Annotated in this window: 12 protein-coding genes; 2 read left to right on the top strand and 10 right to left on the bottom strand. The window is 62.4% G+C overall.

Annotation, left to right across the window (positions count from 1 at the left end; genetic code table 11):
• Positions 1 to 94: 94 nt before the first annotated feature.
• From treY to ACXMYO_RS01650, 9 genes are all read right to left on the bottom strand, one after another.
• On the bottom strand, positions 95 to 2995 hold the full coding sequence (treY, locus tag ACXMYO_RS01690; protein ID WP_457807614.1) for a malto-oligosyltrehalose synthase: 2901 nt from the start codon (positions 2993 to 2995) through the stop codon (positions 95 to 97).
• The gene (gene malQ / locus ACXMYO_RS01685) at positions 2988 to 4988 is read right to left on the bottom strand and encodes a 4-alpha-glucanotransferase (protein WP_457807613.1); all 2001 of its coding nucleotides are present in this window, start codon (positions 4986 to 4988) and stop codon (positions 2988 to 2990) included. The genes treY and malQ overlap by 8 nt, the downstream gene beginning before the upstream one ends.
• A complete protein-coding gene (gene treZ / locus ACXMYO_RS01680; RefSeq protein WP_457807612.1) occupies positions 4985 to 6781 on the bottom strand; it encodes a malto-oligosyltrehalose trehalohydrolase in 1797 nt (598 codons plus the stop codon). The genes malQ and treZ overlap by 4 nt, the downstream gene beginning before the upstream one ends.
• Positions 6778 to 8982 (bottom strand): 1,4-alpha-glucan branching protein GlgB, encoded by a 2205-nt coding sequence (gene glgB, locus ACXMYO_RS01675; protein ID WP_457807611.1) that lies wholly within the window; start codon positions 8980 to 8982, stop codon positions 6778 to 6780. Before glgB ends, treZ begins: the two co-directional genes overlap by 4 nt.
• Positions 8982 to 10580, bottom strand: a complete 1599-nt coding sequence (gene glgA, locus ACXMYO_RS01670) for a glycogen synthase GlgA (RefSeq protein ID WP_438766365.1) — start codon at positions 10578 to 10580, stop codon at positions 8982 to 8984. Before glgA ends, glgB begins: the two co-directional genes overlap by 1 nt.
• Before the next feature lie 503 nt (positions 10581 to 11083).
• A complete protein-coding gene (locus tag ACXMYO_RS01665) occupies positions 11084 to 11977 on the bottom strand; it encodes a metal ABC transporter permease (RefSeq protein ID WP_457807610.1) in 894 nt (297 codons plus the stop codon).
• Positions 11974 to 12849: a metal ABC transporter permease gene (locus ACXMYO_RS01660; protein ID WP_457807609.1), complete on the bottom strand. Its 876-nt coding sequence runs from the start codon at positions 12847 to 12849 to the stop codon at positions 11974 to 11976. Before ACXMYO_RS01660 ends, ACXMYO_RS01665 begins: the two co-directional genes overlap by 4 nt.
• Complete coding sequence (locus ACXMYO_RS01655; RefSeq protein ID WP_457807608.1) at positions 12846 to 13655, bottom strand: metal ABC transporter ATP-binding protein; 810 nt, start codon at positions 13653 to 13655, stop codon at positions 12846 to 12848. Before ACXMYO_RS01655 ends, ACXMYO_RS01660 begins: the two co-directional genes overlap by 4 nt.
• Positions 13648 to 14592, bottom strand: a complete 945-nt coding sequence (locus ACXMYO_RS01650) for a metal ABC transporter substrate-binding protein (protein ID WP_457807607.1) — start codon at positions 14590 to 14592, stop codon at positions 13648 to 13650. Before ACXMYO_RS01650 ends, ACXMYO_RS01655 begins: the two co-directional genes overlap by 8 nt.
• A gap of 176 nt (positions 14593 to 14768) precedes the next feature.
• Here ACXMYO_RS01650 and ACXMYO_RS01645 point away from each other — a divergent pair, with 176 nt between their 5' ends.
• On the top strand, positions 14769 to 15437 hold the full coding sequence (locus ACXMYO_RS01645; protein ID WP_457807606.1) for a DUF1007 family protein: 669 nt from the start codon (positions 14769 to 14771) through the stop codon (positions 15435 to 15437).
• Complete coding sequence (locus tag ACXMYO_RS01640; protein WP_438766352.1) at positions 15422 to 16465, top strand: HoxN/HupN/NixA family nickel/cobalt transporter; 1044 nt, start codon at positions 15422 to 15424, stop codon at positions 16463 to 16465. Before ACXMYO_RS01645 ends, ACXMYO_RS01640 begins: the two co-directional genes overlap by 16 nt.
• On the opposite strand, the gene ACXMYO_RS01635 is transcribed toward ACXMYO_RS01640, so the two are convergent.
• Positions 16466 to 17038, bottom strand: a complete 573-nt coding sequence (locus tag ACXMYO_RS01635; RefSeq protein ID WP_457807605.1) for a fasciclin domain-containing protein — start codon at positions 17036 to 17038, stop codon at positions 16466 to 16468.
• Positions 17039 to 17072: the final 34 nt, after the last annotated feature.

Below are 17072 nucleotides of genomic sequence, written 5' to 3'. Positions count from 1 at the left end.
TGATCCTTTCTCCTTCGTGGGTCATGCCCCTGATGCCCGGCAGACCCGTATTGTCTGAAAGGCCCCGACCATAGCGCGGGGCCTGTTGAGATGGTTACATCGACGGCATCTGATCGCCGCGGGTTGCCCCGGCCTGTGTCATGTCGGCTTCCAGTGCCTGATGTTCGCCTGCCGTCGCAGTAGAAACGTCACGAAACAGCACGCAAAACGGCAGTGACGACATGAGCTCGGCCACCGGTGCCTGCAGACTGACGGCCTGTCCGGTGACAAGCGATTGCCAGCCGCGGGCGTCATCTTCTGCGCATTTCACGCCGGTATTGCCCCAGCGCGCCGGCGCAATCTGCAGCGCCTCCTCTTCCAGCAGCGAGCCGGCGTGACGCGCCACGATCACCAGAACGGCCTGGCCGTCGTGTTCACGTATGAAGCCGAGCAGCTGTCCGGCGCGTTCGCCATCAAACTCAAGCGCCTGATACTCGCCGTGAAGGAAGGCCGCCGGCAGGCGCTGTCTGAGGTTCAGCATCTGCGTGATCAGCGCCTGCTTGATGCGTCCGTCACGCCAGTCATTGATCAGTCCGGGCAGCACCGGGCTCTCCTCGAGCTGGGCGCGGCGCACCTCGTAATCGACCGGGCGGCGATTGTCGGGATCGACCAGAGAAAAGTCCCAGCGCTCGGTGCCCTGATAGCAGTCCGGCACACCCGGTACCGTCATGCGAAGCAGCGTCTGTACCAGGCCATTAAGGGCCCCGGCCGGACTGATTGTGGCGACAAATTCATGGATGGACCGACGCAGGGCCGCGCCTCGCTCATCGGTGAGCAGCGTCATGACGAACTCGCGGCACTGCGCCTCGTGCGCCTCATCGGGATAGAGCCAGTGCGAGTTCAGTTTGGCCTCGCGCAGGGCCTTCTCCTGCCAGTCGGCAACACGGCCGGCAAACGCCTCAAGGCCCTCGGCGTCATCCAGAGAGAGCGTCAGCGGCCATGCCCCCACGATGATCTGATAGAGGATCATCTCCTCGGCGGTGGAAGGCCCGGCGAGCGTATCGTCCTCGGTGCTCTGACGCAGCGACGAGGAGGCCGTCAACCACTCACGAACCTGTTCGGCCCAGCGATCGCCCCACTCCGACAGCGCCGCCAGACGCGCCCGCACGTCTTCGCCGCGCTTGTGGTCGTGGCTTGCCGTGGTCACCATCGTTGCGGGGAAATGGCGCGCCTGCCAGGCGTTGAAGCGGTGGAAGTCCTCGCCTGAACCGGCAAAATGGGCACCGTCAAAGCCGACGTCGTTACGCGAGATAAGCACGGCGCTGCGATAGCCGGCCGTATCCTCTACGGCCTTGGCCGCCAGCGGCGAGGTCAGCTGGGCAAAACGCACAATGGCGTTGCGTCGCAGCCGACAGCCCGGCTCGTCATCGTTGGCGGGCGCCTCGCCCCCCAGCCAGTCATAAACCTGATCGAGCACCACCTGATCCGGCGGTGTCAGCTCGGCGCGTGCTGCCACCACGGCGTGCGCGAAGAAGTTTTCATCGCGTGTCGTCAGCCCCTGATCATCGGCGTAGGTGCGATAGATCGGAAACTGCACTGCCAGCTCGCGCAGCACGCGTCGAATCATGGCCGGGGTCATGTCCCGGGTCATGGGATCGTGACGCGCCACATCGGAAAGCGCCCGTACCGCACGCTCGAACTCGGTGACCAGGGCGGTATCAATGATTTCGCGCCGGGCGCGGATGACTTCCGCCTCAAAGCCGTGTTCGCGGCCCGACAGCGACTGCCACAGCGCCTTGAGCGGTGCCTCGCCTTCCGGGTCGTGCTGAAGCTTTGAGACCACATTCATGAATTCGTAGCCGGTGGTGCCGGTGACGCCCCAGTCCAGCGGCAGCGACTCGTTGCCCTCCAGAATCTTCTCCACGAAGATCGGCAGCGGCGTTGCGGGCGCGCCCCCGGGACGGCGAGTAGCCGCTTCATCGACACGGGCGCGCAGCAAACGACAGTAGCCGGCCGGGTCGGCCAGCCCATCGACATGGTCCAGACGCACGCCATCAATCAGCCCTTGCTCGATCAGCTCCAGCAGATAAACATGGGTCTGGGCGAACACCGCCGGGTCATCGACGCGCAGAGCGCCAAGCTCGGTAATATCGAAAAAACGCCGCCAGTTGAGACTGTCATTGGCGGTACGCCACCAGGCAAGGCGATAGTGCTGTCGCTCCAGCAGCACGTGCAGCCGCTCGGCGCCTTCCGGCTCTTCGGGGTTATAACGTGCAAGCAGTGTCTCGAGCGCGGCGCGCCCCTTGTCGGTGCGCACGTGCTCGGCAAGCGCCAAGCCCGCTCGCTCGGCGCCTTCTTCCAGCGACACGGCCTCTTCGATCTGTTCAAACAGCCGGGCCTGCTCGCCCATGCCGTTTTCCAGCAGCATCAGCGCATGGCAGCGCGGGTCGATGGGAAAGCAGTGCTCGAAGTAGTCGACCTGAAAAAGACCGGTGGTCTCATCCAGAGTGAGCTTCATGTCACCCGACACCAGTGCCTGGCCATAGGGTTCGCCCAGAAACGGTACCAGCAGGCGACCTTCAAGCGTCGGGTCGCCATTGTCGCGCCAGTTGATGTCGAACATGTCGGCAAAGCGCCCGGATGGGCCCCAGCGCAGCACGTCCTGCCAGTAGGGGTTTTCACGCCCGCCCACGGCCAGGTGATTGGGCACGAAGTCAACGATCAGCCCCATGCCAAAGGATCTGAGTTTTCCAACCAGTCGCGTCAGCGCCGCTTCATCGCCGATTTCGGGGTTGAGCCGGGTGGGGTCGACGCCGTCATAGCCGTGCGTCGAGCCACTGCGCGCCGCCCACAGCGGTGACGCATAGAGATGAGTGACGCCCAGGCCGGCAAAATAGTCGACCAGCGCCTCGGCATCATCGAGGGTGAAATCCTTGTGAAACTGCAGACGCAGACACGACAGCAGCGGCTGATGGTCCGCGCCGTTTGATGGTGCATCCATGGATAGCTCACTCATGCTGCCCTGCTCCTGCGCGTGCGGTGGTCATTGCCCGAAGCCTTGCCACGACACCGGGGGTATCAAACATCTCGTCAACCGTCAGCGGCAGACGACGGCGCCAGTTGGGGTGCTCGTCCAGCGTGCCCGGCAGATTGGGCTGTTCTTCAAGACCCAGCAGATCCTCGAGCTGCAGCAATACCAGCGGTGAGGGGGTCGCGCCGATATGATGCGCCGCAGCTTCAAGCCAGGTGTCGCGGTCAGCATCCGGCGCGATCCCGAAGGTCTCGGCAAGCGCCAAGATGTCCTGCTCGCGCATCTTGCGCTGCTGTGCCGGTGTCTCGCCCTCGCCAAGCATGTCGAGCTCGATGCGCCAGTCCAGATCGCGCCCCAGGCGCCAGCCGGCGACCGTGGGCAGGTCATGGGTGCTGGTCATCGCCACGGCCCGCGCCGGATAGTCTTTGGCAGGCGTAAAGGTTTCTTCTTCGCGCTCGAACCACAAAACGCCCATGCCCAGAATGCCGCTTTGATCCAGGCGCTCGCGAAATGCGGGCTCGACCGTGCCCAGATCCTCGCCGATGATCACGGCGCGGTGACGCCAGGATTCCAGCGCGATCAGGCGCAGCAGCGACTGCTCGGGATAGCGCACGTAGGCGCCCTCGGTCGGTGAGGCGCCTTCCGGGATCAGCCAAAGCCTTGAAAGCCCCATGATGTGGTCAATGCGCAGGCCACCGGCGCCGTGCAGGCAGGCCCTGAGCGTGGCAATAAAGCCATCGAAGCCATACTCGATCAGCCCCTGCGGCGAGAAGCCGGTCACGCCCCACTCCTGACCGTTGGCATTGAAGTCATCCGGCGGCGAGCCGATGCGAAGCCTGCCCAGCATCTCCTCCGGGCGGCTCCAGGCCTGACTGCCGTGCGGGTCGACACCGACGGCGATATCGGCAATCAGACCGATACGCTGGCCGGCGCCGATGGCGCGCTGCTGCACGGCGGCCAGTTCAAGGGCAATCTGCCACTGCGCAAAGGCATAAAAAGCCACGCGGTCGCCGTGTTCCTGACTGAAATCCGCGACCGCCTCGCTTTTGACATCCTGCATGTCGCTTGGCCACGCATGCATGGGGCCGAGTGCTTCGCTGATGGCCTCAAAGCGACAATGGTTTTCCAGGGTCTCGCCGCTTTCCCTGCGAAAAGCGTTCAGCGCCTGGCGACCGGTCTCTGAAAGCGCTGCGAAATCGCGTTCAAGTGCCTGCCAGCGCATACGGCTGACGTGGTCATAGTCCACCAGCGACAGGGCATCATCACCGGTCGCCGCACTGCCTGATGCGATGTCACCAGCGGTGCTATAGAGCGGGTTAAAGGCCAGCCGCGTTGAGGGCGAATAGGGGGAAAACCGCTCGGGCTGATGCAGAAACAGCGCATGCACCGGACTGATGGCCATGGCGTCCAGCCCGTTTTGGCCGGCGCGCTCGGCAAGACGCCCCAGCGCCTCACAGTCACCGATCCCGCCGTCGCTGTCACGACGCAGACTGTAGAGCTGCACGCCAAGACCCGCCATCGAGGACGGGCCGTCTCCGGCAAGCGTTGCCACATCCATGCAGCGATGCGGCGCGACCGCCAGACGTCGCCTTTTTCCCTCGATCTGCAGCTGGTAATAGCCGGGCTCGGCGACGGCTTCCAACTGGCCTGTGGCATCGACCTGCCCTTCAAGGGTGCGCCCGTTTTCATCGGTCAGGGTATAGTCGACGCCTTCGGCCACGGCACCCGGCAATTCGATGCTCTGCTCGATCTCGCCGACAATCAGCGGCGGCCAGTCGGCCACGCTTTCAGGTGCCTGCAAACGCTCGATGGCGGCCAGGCTCTCCCTGATATCTTTTGAGGTATCGCAGCGGTACCCCAGCCCTTCCAGTACGCCCTTGATGGTGGTTTCATCAAGCTGCTGGGGTCGATCCTGGCTGTCCTGCCAGTCGATGACGATACCGGCGGCTTCGGCCAGTGATTTCAGTGTCTGATTCATAAATGACTGCTCAAGCAGGCGCGAATCGCCCCCGGTGCCAGCGTATGGGCATCGTCCGACTCGCCAAGTTCATAAAGTCGTTGCCCTTCCGGGGCATCGATACTGACACGCTGCGTGCCCAGGTTGACGGCAATGCCCAAAACGGTGCCATCGCCCATGCGCCAGTGCGCCAGCACCGCGCCCTCTCCCAGCGTCACGGCCCCCATGGCTGTCGTACCCGGCAGGCGCGGGATGATTTCGGCGTGACGGATATCAAGCAGCGTCATGTAGCGGGTATGCCACATGGCGGCTTCGGGGTCGTCATCGCCCGGCGCGGACGGTCTGGACTGCTCAAAGGTTGATACGGCGTTGGGGTCGGGAATCTGCGCGCGTGTCTTTTCGTCCTTGAAATGCGAAAAATCGGCAAACTCGCTGCGGCGACCTTCGCGCACGGCATCGGCCAGCTCATCGCGGTGGTCGGTGAAAAAGAGAAACGGGCTGCGCTCGCCGCGCTCTTCGCCCATGAACAGCATCGGAATCATCGGGCACAGCAGCAACAGCGCCGTGGCCGCCTCGAGACGCTCCTGGTCGACCAGCGAAATGAGCCGATCACCCATTGCCCGGTTACCCACCTGGTCATGATTTTGCAAAAAGGCGATAAAGGCCGTGGTGGGCAGGTGCCCGCTGGGCTCGCCTCGCGAATGGCCGCGACGGTCGTTCTGACCCTGGAAAATAAAGCCACCATGCAGGGCGCTGGCGAGCTTGTCGGTGGCGCGGTCACAGTAATCGGCATAGTAGCCTTCGTGCTCGCCGGTCAGCAGCGCATGCAATACGTTGTGAACGTCATCGTTCCACTGTGCGGTATAGGCGCTTTCCAGCAGCGAGGCGCTGTTGCGCTCGTTTTCAAGCATCAGGTGCACGTGACGCATTTCGCTGACGCGGCTTTTGATCCGCTCGCTCATCTCCAGCAGGAAGGCGTCATTATCGATGGCATGTACGGCGTCAAAGCGCAGACCGTCAAAGCGATACTCCTCGAGCCACATCAACGCGTTGTCGATGAAGAAGTCCTTCACCTGAGACCGGTCGAAGTCGATCGCATCGCCCCAGGGGGTTCTCTCACCGGTAAAGAAGCCGGGGGAGTAATGCGGCAGATAATTGCCGTCCGGACCGAAATGGTTGTACACCACGTCCAGAAAGACCATCAGGCCCAGTCCGTGCGCCTGATCAATCATCGCCTTGAGCTGGTCCGGCGTACCGTAGGCGGCTTCAACGGCGTAGGGCAGCACCCCGTCGTAGCCCCAGTTGCGCGCACCGGGGAATTCATTGATGGGCATCAGCTCAATGGCGGTAATGCCCATCGAAGCCCAGTCCTGCAGCCGCTTTCGAACACCGTCGAAACCGCCCAGCGCTCCAACATGAAGCTCCAGAATGACGGTTTCATGCCAGGGCCTGCCCTGCCAGTGGACATTTTCCCAGCCGTAGGCCTGCGGGTTCACGACCACGCTCGGTCCGGTAACATCTTCGTGCTGGGCCCGGGCGGCCGGGTCGGGAACCGAGAGTTCATCACTGATGCGATAGCGGTAATGCGCCCCCGGCGGGCAATCGATTTCAAGGGTGAACTCGCCATCTTGACCCTTGTCCATGGCAAACCTTTCGGCCTCACTGGCAGAATCGCGTGCCAGCTCAAGCGTGACCGTCTCGACCCCGGGGGCCCAGAAGGTAAAACGGGTGCGTCGTTCATCCAGTACGGTGGCACCGTAATGGCAGTGGTGAGAAAACCGATCGCTGACGGATCCGGATTCAAAGGCACTCATGTGGGCCAGTCTCCCTGACGCAGGTAAAGCGTACTTAATGGTGGAAGCGTCAAAAGCAGCGACGCGGGATGGCCATGGCTGGGGTCGGGATGCGCATGTACGGCACTCCCGTTGCCCTGGTTGCTTCCAGCGTAGAAGACACTGTCGCTGTTGAATATCTCGCGCCACACACTCATGACCGGTACGCCGATTCGATAGTGATGCTGCGCTACCGGTGTCAGATTGCAGACCACCAGCAGCGGCGCCTTGCCGGGTTCGGCGTGGCGTAAAAAGGCGACGACGCTGTTGGCGCTGTCATCGCCAACCACCCACGAAAAACCGCTCGAGTCTCCGTCGCAGACATGCATTGCCGGGTCTTCGACATAGATCCGGTTGAGATCGGCAATGGCCCGTGAGAGCCCCCGGGGGCCTGCCTCGTCCAGACGCTCCCAGTCCAGTTCGCGGTCGTGGTGCCACTCGCGCCACTGACCCAGCTCGGTGCCCATGAACAACAGCTTCTTGCCGGGATGGGCCCACATGAAGGCCAGATAGGCGCGCAGCCCGGCAAGCTTTTGTGCCTCGTTACCGGGCATTCGGGACAGCAGCGCCCCCTTGCCGTGCACGACTTCATCGTGGGAAAGCGGCAATACGAAATGCTCGGAAAAGGCGTACTGCAGACCAAAGGTGAGATCGCCATGATGCCAGGCGCGATACAGCGGGTCGCGCGACATGTAGGACAGCGTGTCGTGCATCCAGCCCATGTTCCACTTGAAGGTGAACCCGAGCCCGCCGGTGGCGGTCGGCGCGGTGACGCCCGGCCAGGAGGTGGACTCCTCGGCGATCATCATGACCCCCGGGCATCGCTCGGCCACCGTGTCGTTGAGCTCGCGCAGAAAATCGACGACTTCAAGATTTTCACGCCCGCCGTGCACGTTGGGCCGCCAGCCGTCATCGGTGCGGCTGTAGTCGCGATAGAGCATCGAGGCGACGGCATCCACACGAAGCCCGTCGATATGAAAGTGCTCGAGCCACTCAAGCGCGCTGGCGATCAGAAAGCCTTTGACCTCGTTGCGGCCCACGTTATAGATCAGCGTGTTCCATTCGGGATGAAACCCTTCACGCGGGTCGTCGTGCTCATACAGCGCGGTGCCGTCAAAACGCACCAGCCCATGCTCGTCGCTGGGAAAATGGGCAGGCACCCAGTCCAGAATGACGCCGATACCGGCGCCATGGCAGGCATTGATGAAGCGGGCAAAGGCCTCGGGCGTACCCATGCGCGCCGTCGGGGCAAACATGCCGATGGGCTGATAGCCCCACGAACCCACAAAGGGGTGCTCGCTGATGGGCATCAGTTCGATATGGGTAAAGCCCATATCGGCGACCCAGGGAATCAGTCGTGACGCCAGGGCGTCCCACTCCAGCGTATTGCCGGCGTGATCATGCTGCCAGGACAGGACATGCAGCTCATAGATCGACAGCGGCGCCGCACGAGCATTGCTGGCGTCACGGCGTCTGAGCCAGGCATGATCCTGCCAGCTGAAAGCGCGATTGCTGGCCACCACGGAGGCGTCCGGTGTGGCCGTCTCCGTGCGACGGGCCAGCGGGTCGACCTTGTGGCGCAATTGACCGTCGCGGTCCAGAACCTCGAAGCGATAGCGCTCGCCGACCTTGAGATGCGGCACAAAGATGGCCCAGATACCGCTGCCTTCGTGGCGCTGCATGGCATGACGGCGGCCGTCCCAGACATTGAAATCGCCCACGACCGAGACCCGTCGGGCATTGGGCGCCCAGAGCGTAAAGCGTACGCCATCGATGCCATCGATCGACGTCGGACAGGCCCCGAACACGCGCGCCAGTTCGCGATGGCGGCCCTCGCTGAACAGGTGAAGATCAAGCTCGCCCGGCATGGGCGCAAACCGGTAGGGGTCCTCGGTCATCTGCACCACGCCATCCGGCCAGGTAATACGCAGCCGATAGCGCACGCCTTGTGAAATGCGCGCGCAGAAAATGCCGCCCTCTCCGGGCTCGGCCACGGCCAGCACCTGATGCACGGCATCGATCAGCTCGACCGCGTCAGCCCCCGGCAACAGCAACCGCACCAGCGTTTGATCACCCTTTTCGTGGGGCCCCAGCCAGCGAAACGGGTCATCGTGTTGCGCCTGCGCCAGGCGTGACAGGGCGTCACGCTCGCTCTGGCAAGCGCCGGAAAGTGCTGTCGCCATTATATGCTCACATGTCTTAACGAATGGGCCGTTACCCCTGCAGGTACCATCAGCTGATGATAGAGGCGTCGATACGGTGTGACGGATAACCGCCACTGGTAGTGGATGGCCATGGCCGCGCGGCGCATGGCGTAGAAAAGCTCGGTGCAGCCGAAGATGCGAAAGGCGCGATCGATGGCCTTCTGAAAATCCTGCTGCGAGAGCTCATCGAAGAGAAACCCGGTAATGCCATCCTCGATCGTATCGGCAAGCCCGCCGGTACGGTGCGCAATCGGCAGCGAGCCGAAACGCTGAGCATACATCTGCGACAGGCCACAGGGCTCAAAGCGTGACGGCATCAACAGAAAATCGCTGCCGGCAAAGATGCAGCGCGCCTCGCGCTCGCTGAAACCGATGTGCACGCCGATCGCGCCCGGAAAGCGCGCTTCCAGATTGCGCAGGGCATTTTCAATGGCCGGCTCCCCGCAGCCGATCACGACCAGCTGACCGCCGGCGCGCACGATCGACTCGGCGGCGGCAATGGTGAGATCCAGTCCCTTTTGATGCACCAGCCGGGAGACCACAGCAAACAGCGGCCCGTGGCTTACCGCCAGACGGAACATGCGCCGAACGTGGTCGGTATTGGCCCGCTTGCCGGCCCAGTCGTTGGTGGCAAAGGCGCAGGCCAGATAGGCGTCCGTTTGCGGGTCCCAGCTGTCATCGATGCCGTTGGCGATCCCGCTGAGACGCTTTTGTCGGGCGCAGTCGGACAAAAGCCCTTCCAACCCGCAGCCAAAGGCGGGCGTGGTGATTTCCCGGGCGTAGGTTTCACTGACCGTGGTGATGTGATCGCTGTAGATAACGCCGGCTTTCATGAAGGAGAGCCGGTCATAAAACTCGAGGCCTTCCGGAGTAAAGGCACTGTCAGGAATGCCCAGCCGGCTCAGGTATTCAGGGCCGTAAAGCCCCTGATAGGCCAGATTGTGGATGGTATAGACACAGGGCGTCTCATCATCATTCCAGCGCAGATAACCGGCGGCCAGACCGGTCTGCCAGTCGTGCAGATGCAAAAGGTCCGGATGCCAGCCCTGATCCTCGAATCGCCCCTGCGATGTCTCCATCGCCATCTGTGCTGCCGCCAGCGACAGCCGCGCAAAGCGAATGGCGTTGTCCTCCCACTCCTGACCCTGCTCGTCAAGATAGGGGCTGCCGGGACGATCATAGAGTTCCGGACAGATCAGGACATAGACGGTCAGGCCTTCGGGCAGCTCGATACGCCCCAGATCGCAGGCCGGGATATCGGCAAGACCGGGCAGACGGGCAATGACATGAACAGGCCAGATGCTTTCAAGCACCTCGCGATAGGCCGGCATCAAAACGCGTATGTCGTAATGATTGAGCAGAGCACGCGGCAGAGCGGCGGAGACATCGCCGAGACCGCCAACCTTGACGAAATCCGCCAGCTCCGAGGTAACAAATAAAACGGGATCGGCCGGCTCGCTCTGACCTGCACGGACACTGTGTTGCGCGAGGGAGGCAGATGCCGGGGCAATATGTGTTGTCGTTTTTGTGGTTTGAATGGCGTGTGCCAAAGTGGCATCAACGGCTGAATGAGACATGCGCAACCTCCTCGCGAAGTGCGCTGACGCCGAAATGTCTCAAGCCATCGAGCGGTACAGCTGACAGCCCTTCAGGGCGCCGACCTCGCAGGCGGCACCCGCATGGGCGCTGTACGAACATCGTCCTTATCGACAGTCCCTGTCGACAAACGACCGCTCATGGTTGGCTGTGCATCCGGCACCACCGCTACCTGATAGATCCATCAGAAAAATGGCACCGGAGCATCGTGACCGTGCCGGAACCATGAGCCAGATATAGCGTGAACCGTCAGCAGCGTCAAAGCTCTTTTGAGAACGCTGTTACCAATTTTGTAACTTTTTTAAACTAGATAATCTGGATTAAAAATACTGATAAAAGAAACGCTGTTTTAATTTTATTGATGAACAATTGAATCCGCTTTTCAGACAATCACACGTTACATTCCAAACGGCGCAAAACTGCCCTTTTAGCGCGACCGACGCGTTGCGCTCAGGGCCATGACGTCGACGGCAGGTATTGGCCCTTATCCCCGAGCGGCTTCCCTGTCAGCGCGGATGGCGCGTCGCACGCGCATCCTTTGAAAGATGACCCCGCGCCCGGGCGCAAAAAGAAAGGCCAGCAAAAAGAGAAACGCTTGAACAAGCACGATGACCCCGCCGGTCTCGACATCGACATGAAAGCTCAACATGACGCCCAAAAGCACCGAAAGCCAGGTGCTGGCCGCCGCCACCATCATCATCGAGGCGAGCCGGCGGGTCAGCAAAAAGCCCGTACAGCCCGGTGTGACCAGCATGGCGATCACCAGCACCACGCCCACTGCCTGAAGTGCCATGACGGTGGCAAGCGACAGCAACACAGTCAGCAACAGCTGCAGCCGGCGGGTATTGAGCCCTATCACCTGCGCCTGCTGCGGATCAAAGCAGTAGAGTCGAAGGTCGCTGAATTTCAGTGCCACAACGCTTAAAACGACAATGCCGGTCACGATGAGCTGATAGCGCGTTGAGGCCTCGATCCCCAGCAGATTGCCCAGCAGAATGTGCATGAAGTGAACGTCCGAGGGGACCATGGCCACCAGCACCATGCCCAGCGCCAGAAAGCCGGTAAAGGCGATACCCAGCACCGCATCCGGGCGAATACGACAGTGTCGCTCGATCAGCCCGGCCCCCAGCAGACAGCACAGGGCACTGGCCAGCGCCCCGATGACCATGGGAATACCGGCAAGCCAGGCGAGCACAATGCCGGGCACCACGGCATGTGAAGCCGCATCACCGACCAATGACCAGCCTTTCAATACGATCAGACAAGACAGCACGGCGCAGACCGTGCCGACCAGCAGCCCCATCCAGAGGGCCTGGCGCATGAAATCCAGCGTCAGCGGCAAAAAGAGCACATCAAGCCACTCGTTCAGCGCACTCATGACCCTTCTTCACCCAGAGTCTCCGGGCCGCGCCGCCGCCGGGCCAGCAGGCCATGACGCGGCGCCAGCACGAAAATGATCAGAAAACACAGCGTCTGCAGCAAGACGATGGTGCCGCCGACCGAGCTGTTCATGAAATAACTCGCCCAGCTGCCCACGAAAGCGCACGCCCCGCCGATCAACGGGGCCAGCCACAGCATGTGTCCGAAGCGGTCGGTCAAAAGCCAGGCGCAGGCACCGGGCGTGATCAGCATCGCCACGACCAGCAGCGCCCCCACGGCCTGCAATGCCCCTACGGTCATCAGCGAGAGCATCGACAGCAGCAGCGCATTGAGCCAGACGACGTTAAGCCCCATGACCCGGGCATGCCCCTCATCAAAGCAATACAGCATCAAATCCTTCCAGCGCAGCGACAGCGCCACAAGACAGATCACGGAGATGATGACCAGCTGAACGGTCTCGGCATCTCCAATGCCCAAAAGGTTGCCAAAAAGAATCGTGCTGAGCTGTACCCCGCTCGGGTTAAGCGAGATCAGCACCAGCCCCAGCGCCAGAAAGGCCGAGAAGACCACGCCGATGGCGGCATCGCTTTTCAGGGCGCCCTGCCCCTTGATCAGCCCGATGCCGCCCACCGCCAGCAGAGCACTGATAAAGGCCGCCGGCGCAAACGGCAGGCCGAGCGCGTAGGCAATCGCAATGCCCGGCACCACGGCGTGGGAGAGCGCATCGCCCAGCAGGGACCAGCCCTTGAGCACCACATAGCAGGACAGCCAGCCACATATGGCCCCGATCAGCGTGCCGACCCAGATGCCGCGCGTCATGAACTGATACTCGAACGGCGCCAGCAATACCGCGATCGGGTCACCGCTCATGACAGACTCCACGCCGCGCGGCGATCCGACGTGCCACGCTCGGTGTCCGACACGACCGTATCGGCCATGACGTCACCGAAGGTGGCGGCCAGATGGCGCTGGGTGAACGTGGTGGCTACCGGCCCAAAGGCAACGAGCTGCTTCGAAACCATCGCCACGTAATCGCAGTATTGCGGCACGCTGGACAGCGCATGGGTGACGATCAACACGGTTACGCCCTCATCGCGAAGCCCGCGAATCAGCCCCATGATGCCCTGTTCGATATGAGCATCAACGCCCGTGAAGGGCTCATCGAGCACCAGAATGCGGCTGCCCTGGGCCAGCGCCCGGGCCAGAAAGACGCGCTTTTTCTGACCACCGGAGAGCATACCGATCTGGCGACGGGCCAGGTCGGTGATCTCCATGCGGGCCATGGCCTCTTCCACGCAGCGCCGATCCAGCGCCGAGGGCAGGCGCAGCCAGTTCATCTGCCCCTGGCGTCCCATCATCACCACGTCCCATACCGAGACGGGGAACTGCCAGTCCACCTCCTCGGCCTGGGGCACGTAGGCGACGAGATGGCGCTTTTGCGCCTGTCGCACCGTCATGCCCAGAAGCGTCACCCGGCCACTGGTGGGGCGCGTAAACCCCAGAATGGTCTTGCACAAAGTGGACTTGCCGCTGCCGTTGGGGCCGATCAGCGCACAGACACTGCCTGTGGGCAGCGTCAGTGAGATATCCCGGATGCCCAGATGGCCATCGGGGTAGCGCACGCTGGTGCGTGAGACGTCGATGACCGCATCGTCATGTGGGTATGCGTTACTCAAGGTCGAACCCCTGTCGTATCTGCCCCGCGTTGTAGCGCAAAAGTGTTTCGTAATCGGGTACCGGGCCGTCGGCGCGGGTAAGCGAATCGACATACAGCGTGCCCCCGTAGCGCGCGCCGGTCTCGGAGGTGACCTGTTTCATGGCCCGGTCGTTGACCGTGCTTTCGCAGAAGGTGACCGGCACCTCATCGGCGTTGAGGTGATCGATCAGACGGCGCACCTGCTGCGGCGTGCCTTCCTGTTCGGCGTTGACCGCCCAGAGATAGCGCTCGCGAAAATCATAGGCCCGGGTCAGATAGGAAAAAGCCCCTTCGCAGGTGGCCAGCGTGCGCTGCGCCTCGGGAATGCGTGCGAAAGTATTTTTCAGCTCATGATCCATGGCCTCGAGACGCTCGCTGTAGGCTTTGGCATTGCGGTCATAGATCGCTGCCTGCTCGGGGTCCAGCGCGACCAGCGCCCGGCGAATGTTCTCGACATAAATCAGACCGTTGGCCGGCGTCATCCAGGCGTGCGGATTGGGGCGGCCCTGATAGGGGCCGTCGCCCAGCCCGATGGGCTCGATGCCCTCGGTCAAAACGGCGGTGGGGACATGGTCCATGCCCTGATAGAAACGCTGAAACCAGCGCTCAAGCCCCAGACCGTTATACAACAGGAGATCGGCCCGACGCGCCTTGAGAATATCGCGCGGAGTGGGTGCATATTCATGAATCTCGGCCCCCGGCGGCACGATGGAGACCACATCAAGTGCATCGCCGGCCACCTGCCGGGCCATGTCTGCCATGATCGTAAAGCTTGCAACGACGGTTTTACGCTCCTGCGCCTGCGCCACACCCGACAGCGACAGCAACACCATCAGCGCCGGTATCATCACCGAACGCGCCTTCGCCATGCGGTTGTGAGAAGGCGTCGTCGTGGCCGCTTCAATCCCTGACATCATGGCGAATCTCTCCTGACTGGTATCGTCATGAGATCTTATTTAACCACGGTTAAAAAAGAAACCCCGAGTTGCTTAACCGGAACTGATGAACCGGAATTCGTTGTGGCATCCATCTCTCGCCACCCCGTTACGGCTGGGGCAACATGCCCTTTCGATTACCGATGAGAGGCCATCACGTGTCACTACACTCCCGGCGCCTGCCGCGCGGCACTGTCCTGCTGGCAGGTCTTGTCCTGTCATGGGTGGCCACTACGGCCACGGCGCATCCGCATGGCTGGATCGATTATCGTGTCGCCGTCATGGTCGATGACCAGGGGCAGGTCACAGCGCTTGAGCAATCATGGAAGATGGACCCGTTTCAGAGTTTGACCATGGTGGAGGGGCTTGAAGGCGTGGCAGGCAATGAAAGCATGGCGCAGCGTCTGGACGCGCTAGGCCACGAGATCGCGGCCAATCTGGCGAGTCAGCATTATCTGACCCATGTCTACGACGGCGACAGGGAGCTGGCACTGGGCGGCATCGAGGATTACACCACCCGCCTGGATGACAACCGGGTCGAATTTTCCTTCATCCTGACGCTGGCCGAGCCGCAGCCGCTTGACGAGTCACTGCGCTGGCAGGTGTTTGATGACACCTATTTCATCGAGTTTTTGTATGACGATCGGATCGAACACCCCATCGAACTGGTCAATGCGCCACCGCAGTGCCACGGCGAGATAGTCCACGCCGACCCCGACCCGGCAGTCGTTGCCCGGGTTTCGGCGATCGACATTACCGGCGAGGCGCCCGAAGGCATCGGCCGTCTCTTCACGGATACCGGAGTGATCAAGTGTCAGGACTCGTAAAGCCTCTCGGGCTAACGCTTGCCGTGTTGCTTGTGGCGGCACTCTGGCTCTCGCCCATCGGCCAGGGGCTTTGGCACTCGCTGGTTACCGACATCATTGTGCAGCAGCGCACGCTGCATCGGGGGCTGGCCGAGGCCATGATGGCGCTTTCCCGGCGCGAAGGGATCAGTGACTGGCTGGATCTAATGGCGTTGAGTCTGGGTTACGGCGTCTTTCATGCCCTCGGCCCCGGCCACGGCAAGGCCGTGGTGGCCACCTATCTTTTGACCCACCGCGCGGCCCTGACCCGCGGCCTGGTCATGACCGCCAGCGCCGCCCTTTTGCAGGGCGTGGTCGCCATCGTGATGGTGACGGTACTGGTGCTGGGGCTGGGCTGGCTGACCCGGGAAGCGATGGCCGGCACCGCCTGGGTCGAAAAGGCAAGCTTTGCCGCCGTCACGGCGCTGGGGCTCTGGCTCATGGCGCGCGCCGGTCGCGGTCTGTACCGACTGCGAGCCGAGACGGCCCCGTCGCCCTCGCCTGCCGATACCGTGTCACCCGGCGCCTTGCGACTGACGCCGGCGCACTCGACGGGCGCCAGCGTCATGACACCGCTTGCGCATGTCGCCAGCGGCCCCTGTCACTGCGGCCGAACGCATCATATCGACCCCATGAGCAGCGGTCGGCACTGGCGAGAGATGACAGCGGCCATCTTTTCAATCGGACTGCGCCCGTGCAGCGGGGCGGTCATGGTGCTGGGCGTTGCGGCCATGCTGGGCTTCTGGTCGGCCGGCGTTCTGGCGGTGCTGGCCATGTCGGTGGGCACGGCGCTGTCCACGTCCGTGCTGGCCGCCCTGACCGTACTGGCGCGTGTTCGCATGGCACATCTCTTTCAGCGCGCCGGCACCCGCCGCCCGCTGGGGCTGGGGTATTGCCTTGCCCTGCTGGGCGGCGCGCTGATTACGCTGCTGGGCATCGCTCTTTTGACCAATGCCCCGGATACGTCGCTGTCGCCCTTGATGCAAAGACCTCCGGGTCTGGCCGGCTGATCAGGAGTCCGGACGCAGGCCGGTGGCATCCCAGGGGATGAGCACGCCCTCGATCGGGTGAACGATGCCGTTGTGCGCCCGGATCTCCTGACGATCGACCGGCACATCGTTGACCTGGTACTGACCGTTTTCCACGCGCAGACTGAGCTGTCCTACCAGCGCCTGGGGGCGGCCCAGCGTCTTGAACTCGCTGGCCGGCACCGTGCCCGGCAGCAGATGATACTTGATCACCTTTCTCAGCCACTGCTGATGCTCGCCATCGAGCAGCGCCTGACGCTCGCTGTCCGGCAAGCGCGCAAAGGCCTCATCGGTCGGGGCAAAGATGGTGTAGGGCCCGCGCCCGTCGAGCATGTCGCTCATGTCGGCATCCTCGATGACCTGCACCAAGGTATCGAAATCGCCGTTGGCCTTGAGCGTTTCCAGAATCGTTTGCTCCTGGTGATCGGTAATATCACCCGGCTGCTGCTGAGGCGCTCGCTGCGCTTGCGACTGTGCCTGCGCCATCGACGCCATATTAACGCTTGCCAGCGCCAGGCAGGCCGCTATCCACACACCGCGATACAAGGTTTTCATCATCTCTCCATGACGTGAATACGAAACATCGGTT

This window comes from Kushneria sp. EE4 (assembly GCF_977968315.1).
The sequence above is the reverse complement of the archived record's forward strand: the minus strand, read 5'-3'. Positions and strand labels throughout refer to the sequence as shown.

What these genes read in the sequence shown, in the direction of transcription:
- ACXMYO_RS01650 (WP_457807607.1), bottom strand. Translation starts at nt 14,592, where the DNA reads ATGATGTCAGGGATTGAAGCGGCCACGACGACGCCTTCTCACAACCGC.
- treY (WP_457807614.1), bottom strand. Translation starts at nt 2,995, where the DNA reads ATGAGTGAGCTATCCATGGATGCACCATCAAACGGCGCGGACCATCAG.
- treZ (WP_457807612.1), bottom strand. Translation starts at nt 6,781, where the DNA reads ATGAGTGCCTTTGAATCCGGATCCGTCAGCGATCGGTTTTCTCACCAC.
- ACXMYO_RS01665 (WP_457807610.1), bottom strand. Translation starts at nt 11,977, where the DNA reads ATGAGTGCGCTGAACGAGTGGCTTGATGTGCTCTTTTTGCCGCTGACG.
- glgA (WP_438766365.1), bottom strand. Translation starts at nt 10,580, where the DNA reads ATGTCTCATTCAGCCGTTGATGCCACTTTGGCACACGCCATTCAAACC.
- malQ (WP_457807613.1), bottom strand. Translation starts at nt 4,988, where the DNA reads ATGAATCAGACACTGAAATCACTGGCCGAAGCCGCCGGTATCGTCATC.
- ACXMYO_RS01660 (WP_457807609.1), bottom strand. Translation starts at nt 12,849, where the DNA reads ATGAGCGGTGACCCGATCGCGGTATTGCTGGCGCCGTTCGAGTATCAG.
- ACXMYO_RS01635 (WP_457807605.1), bottom strand. Translation starts at nt 17,038, where the DNA reads ATGAAAACCTTGTATCGCGGTGTGTGGATAGCGGCCTGCCTGGCGCTG.
- glgB (WP_457807611.1), bottom strand. Translation starts at nt 8,982, where the DNA reads ATGGCGACAGCACTTTCCGGCGCTTGCCAGAGCGAGCGTGACGCCCTG.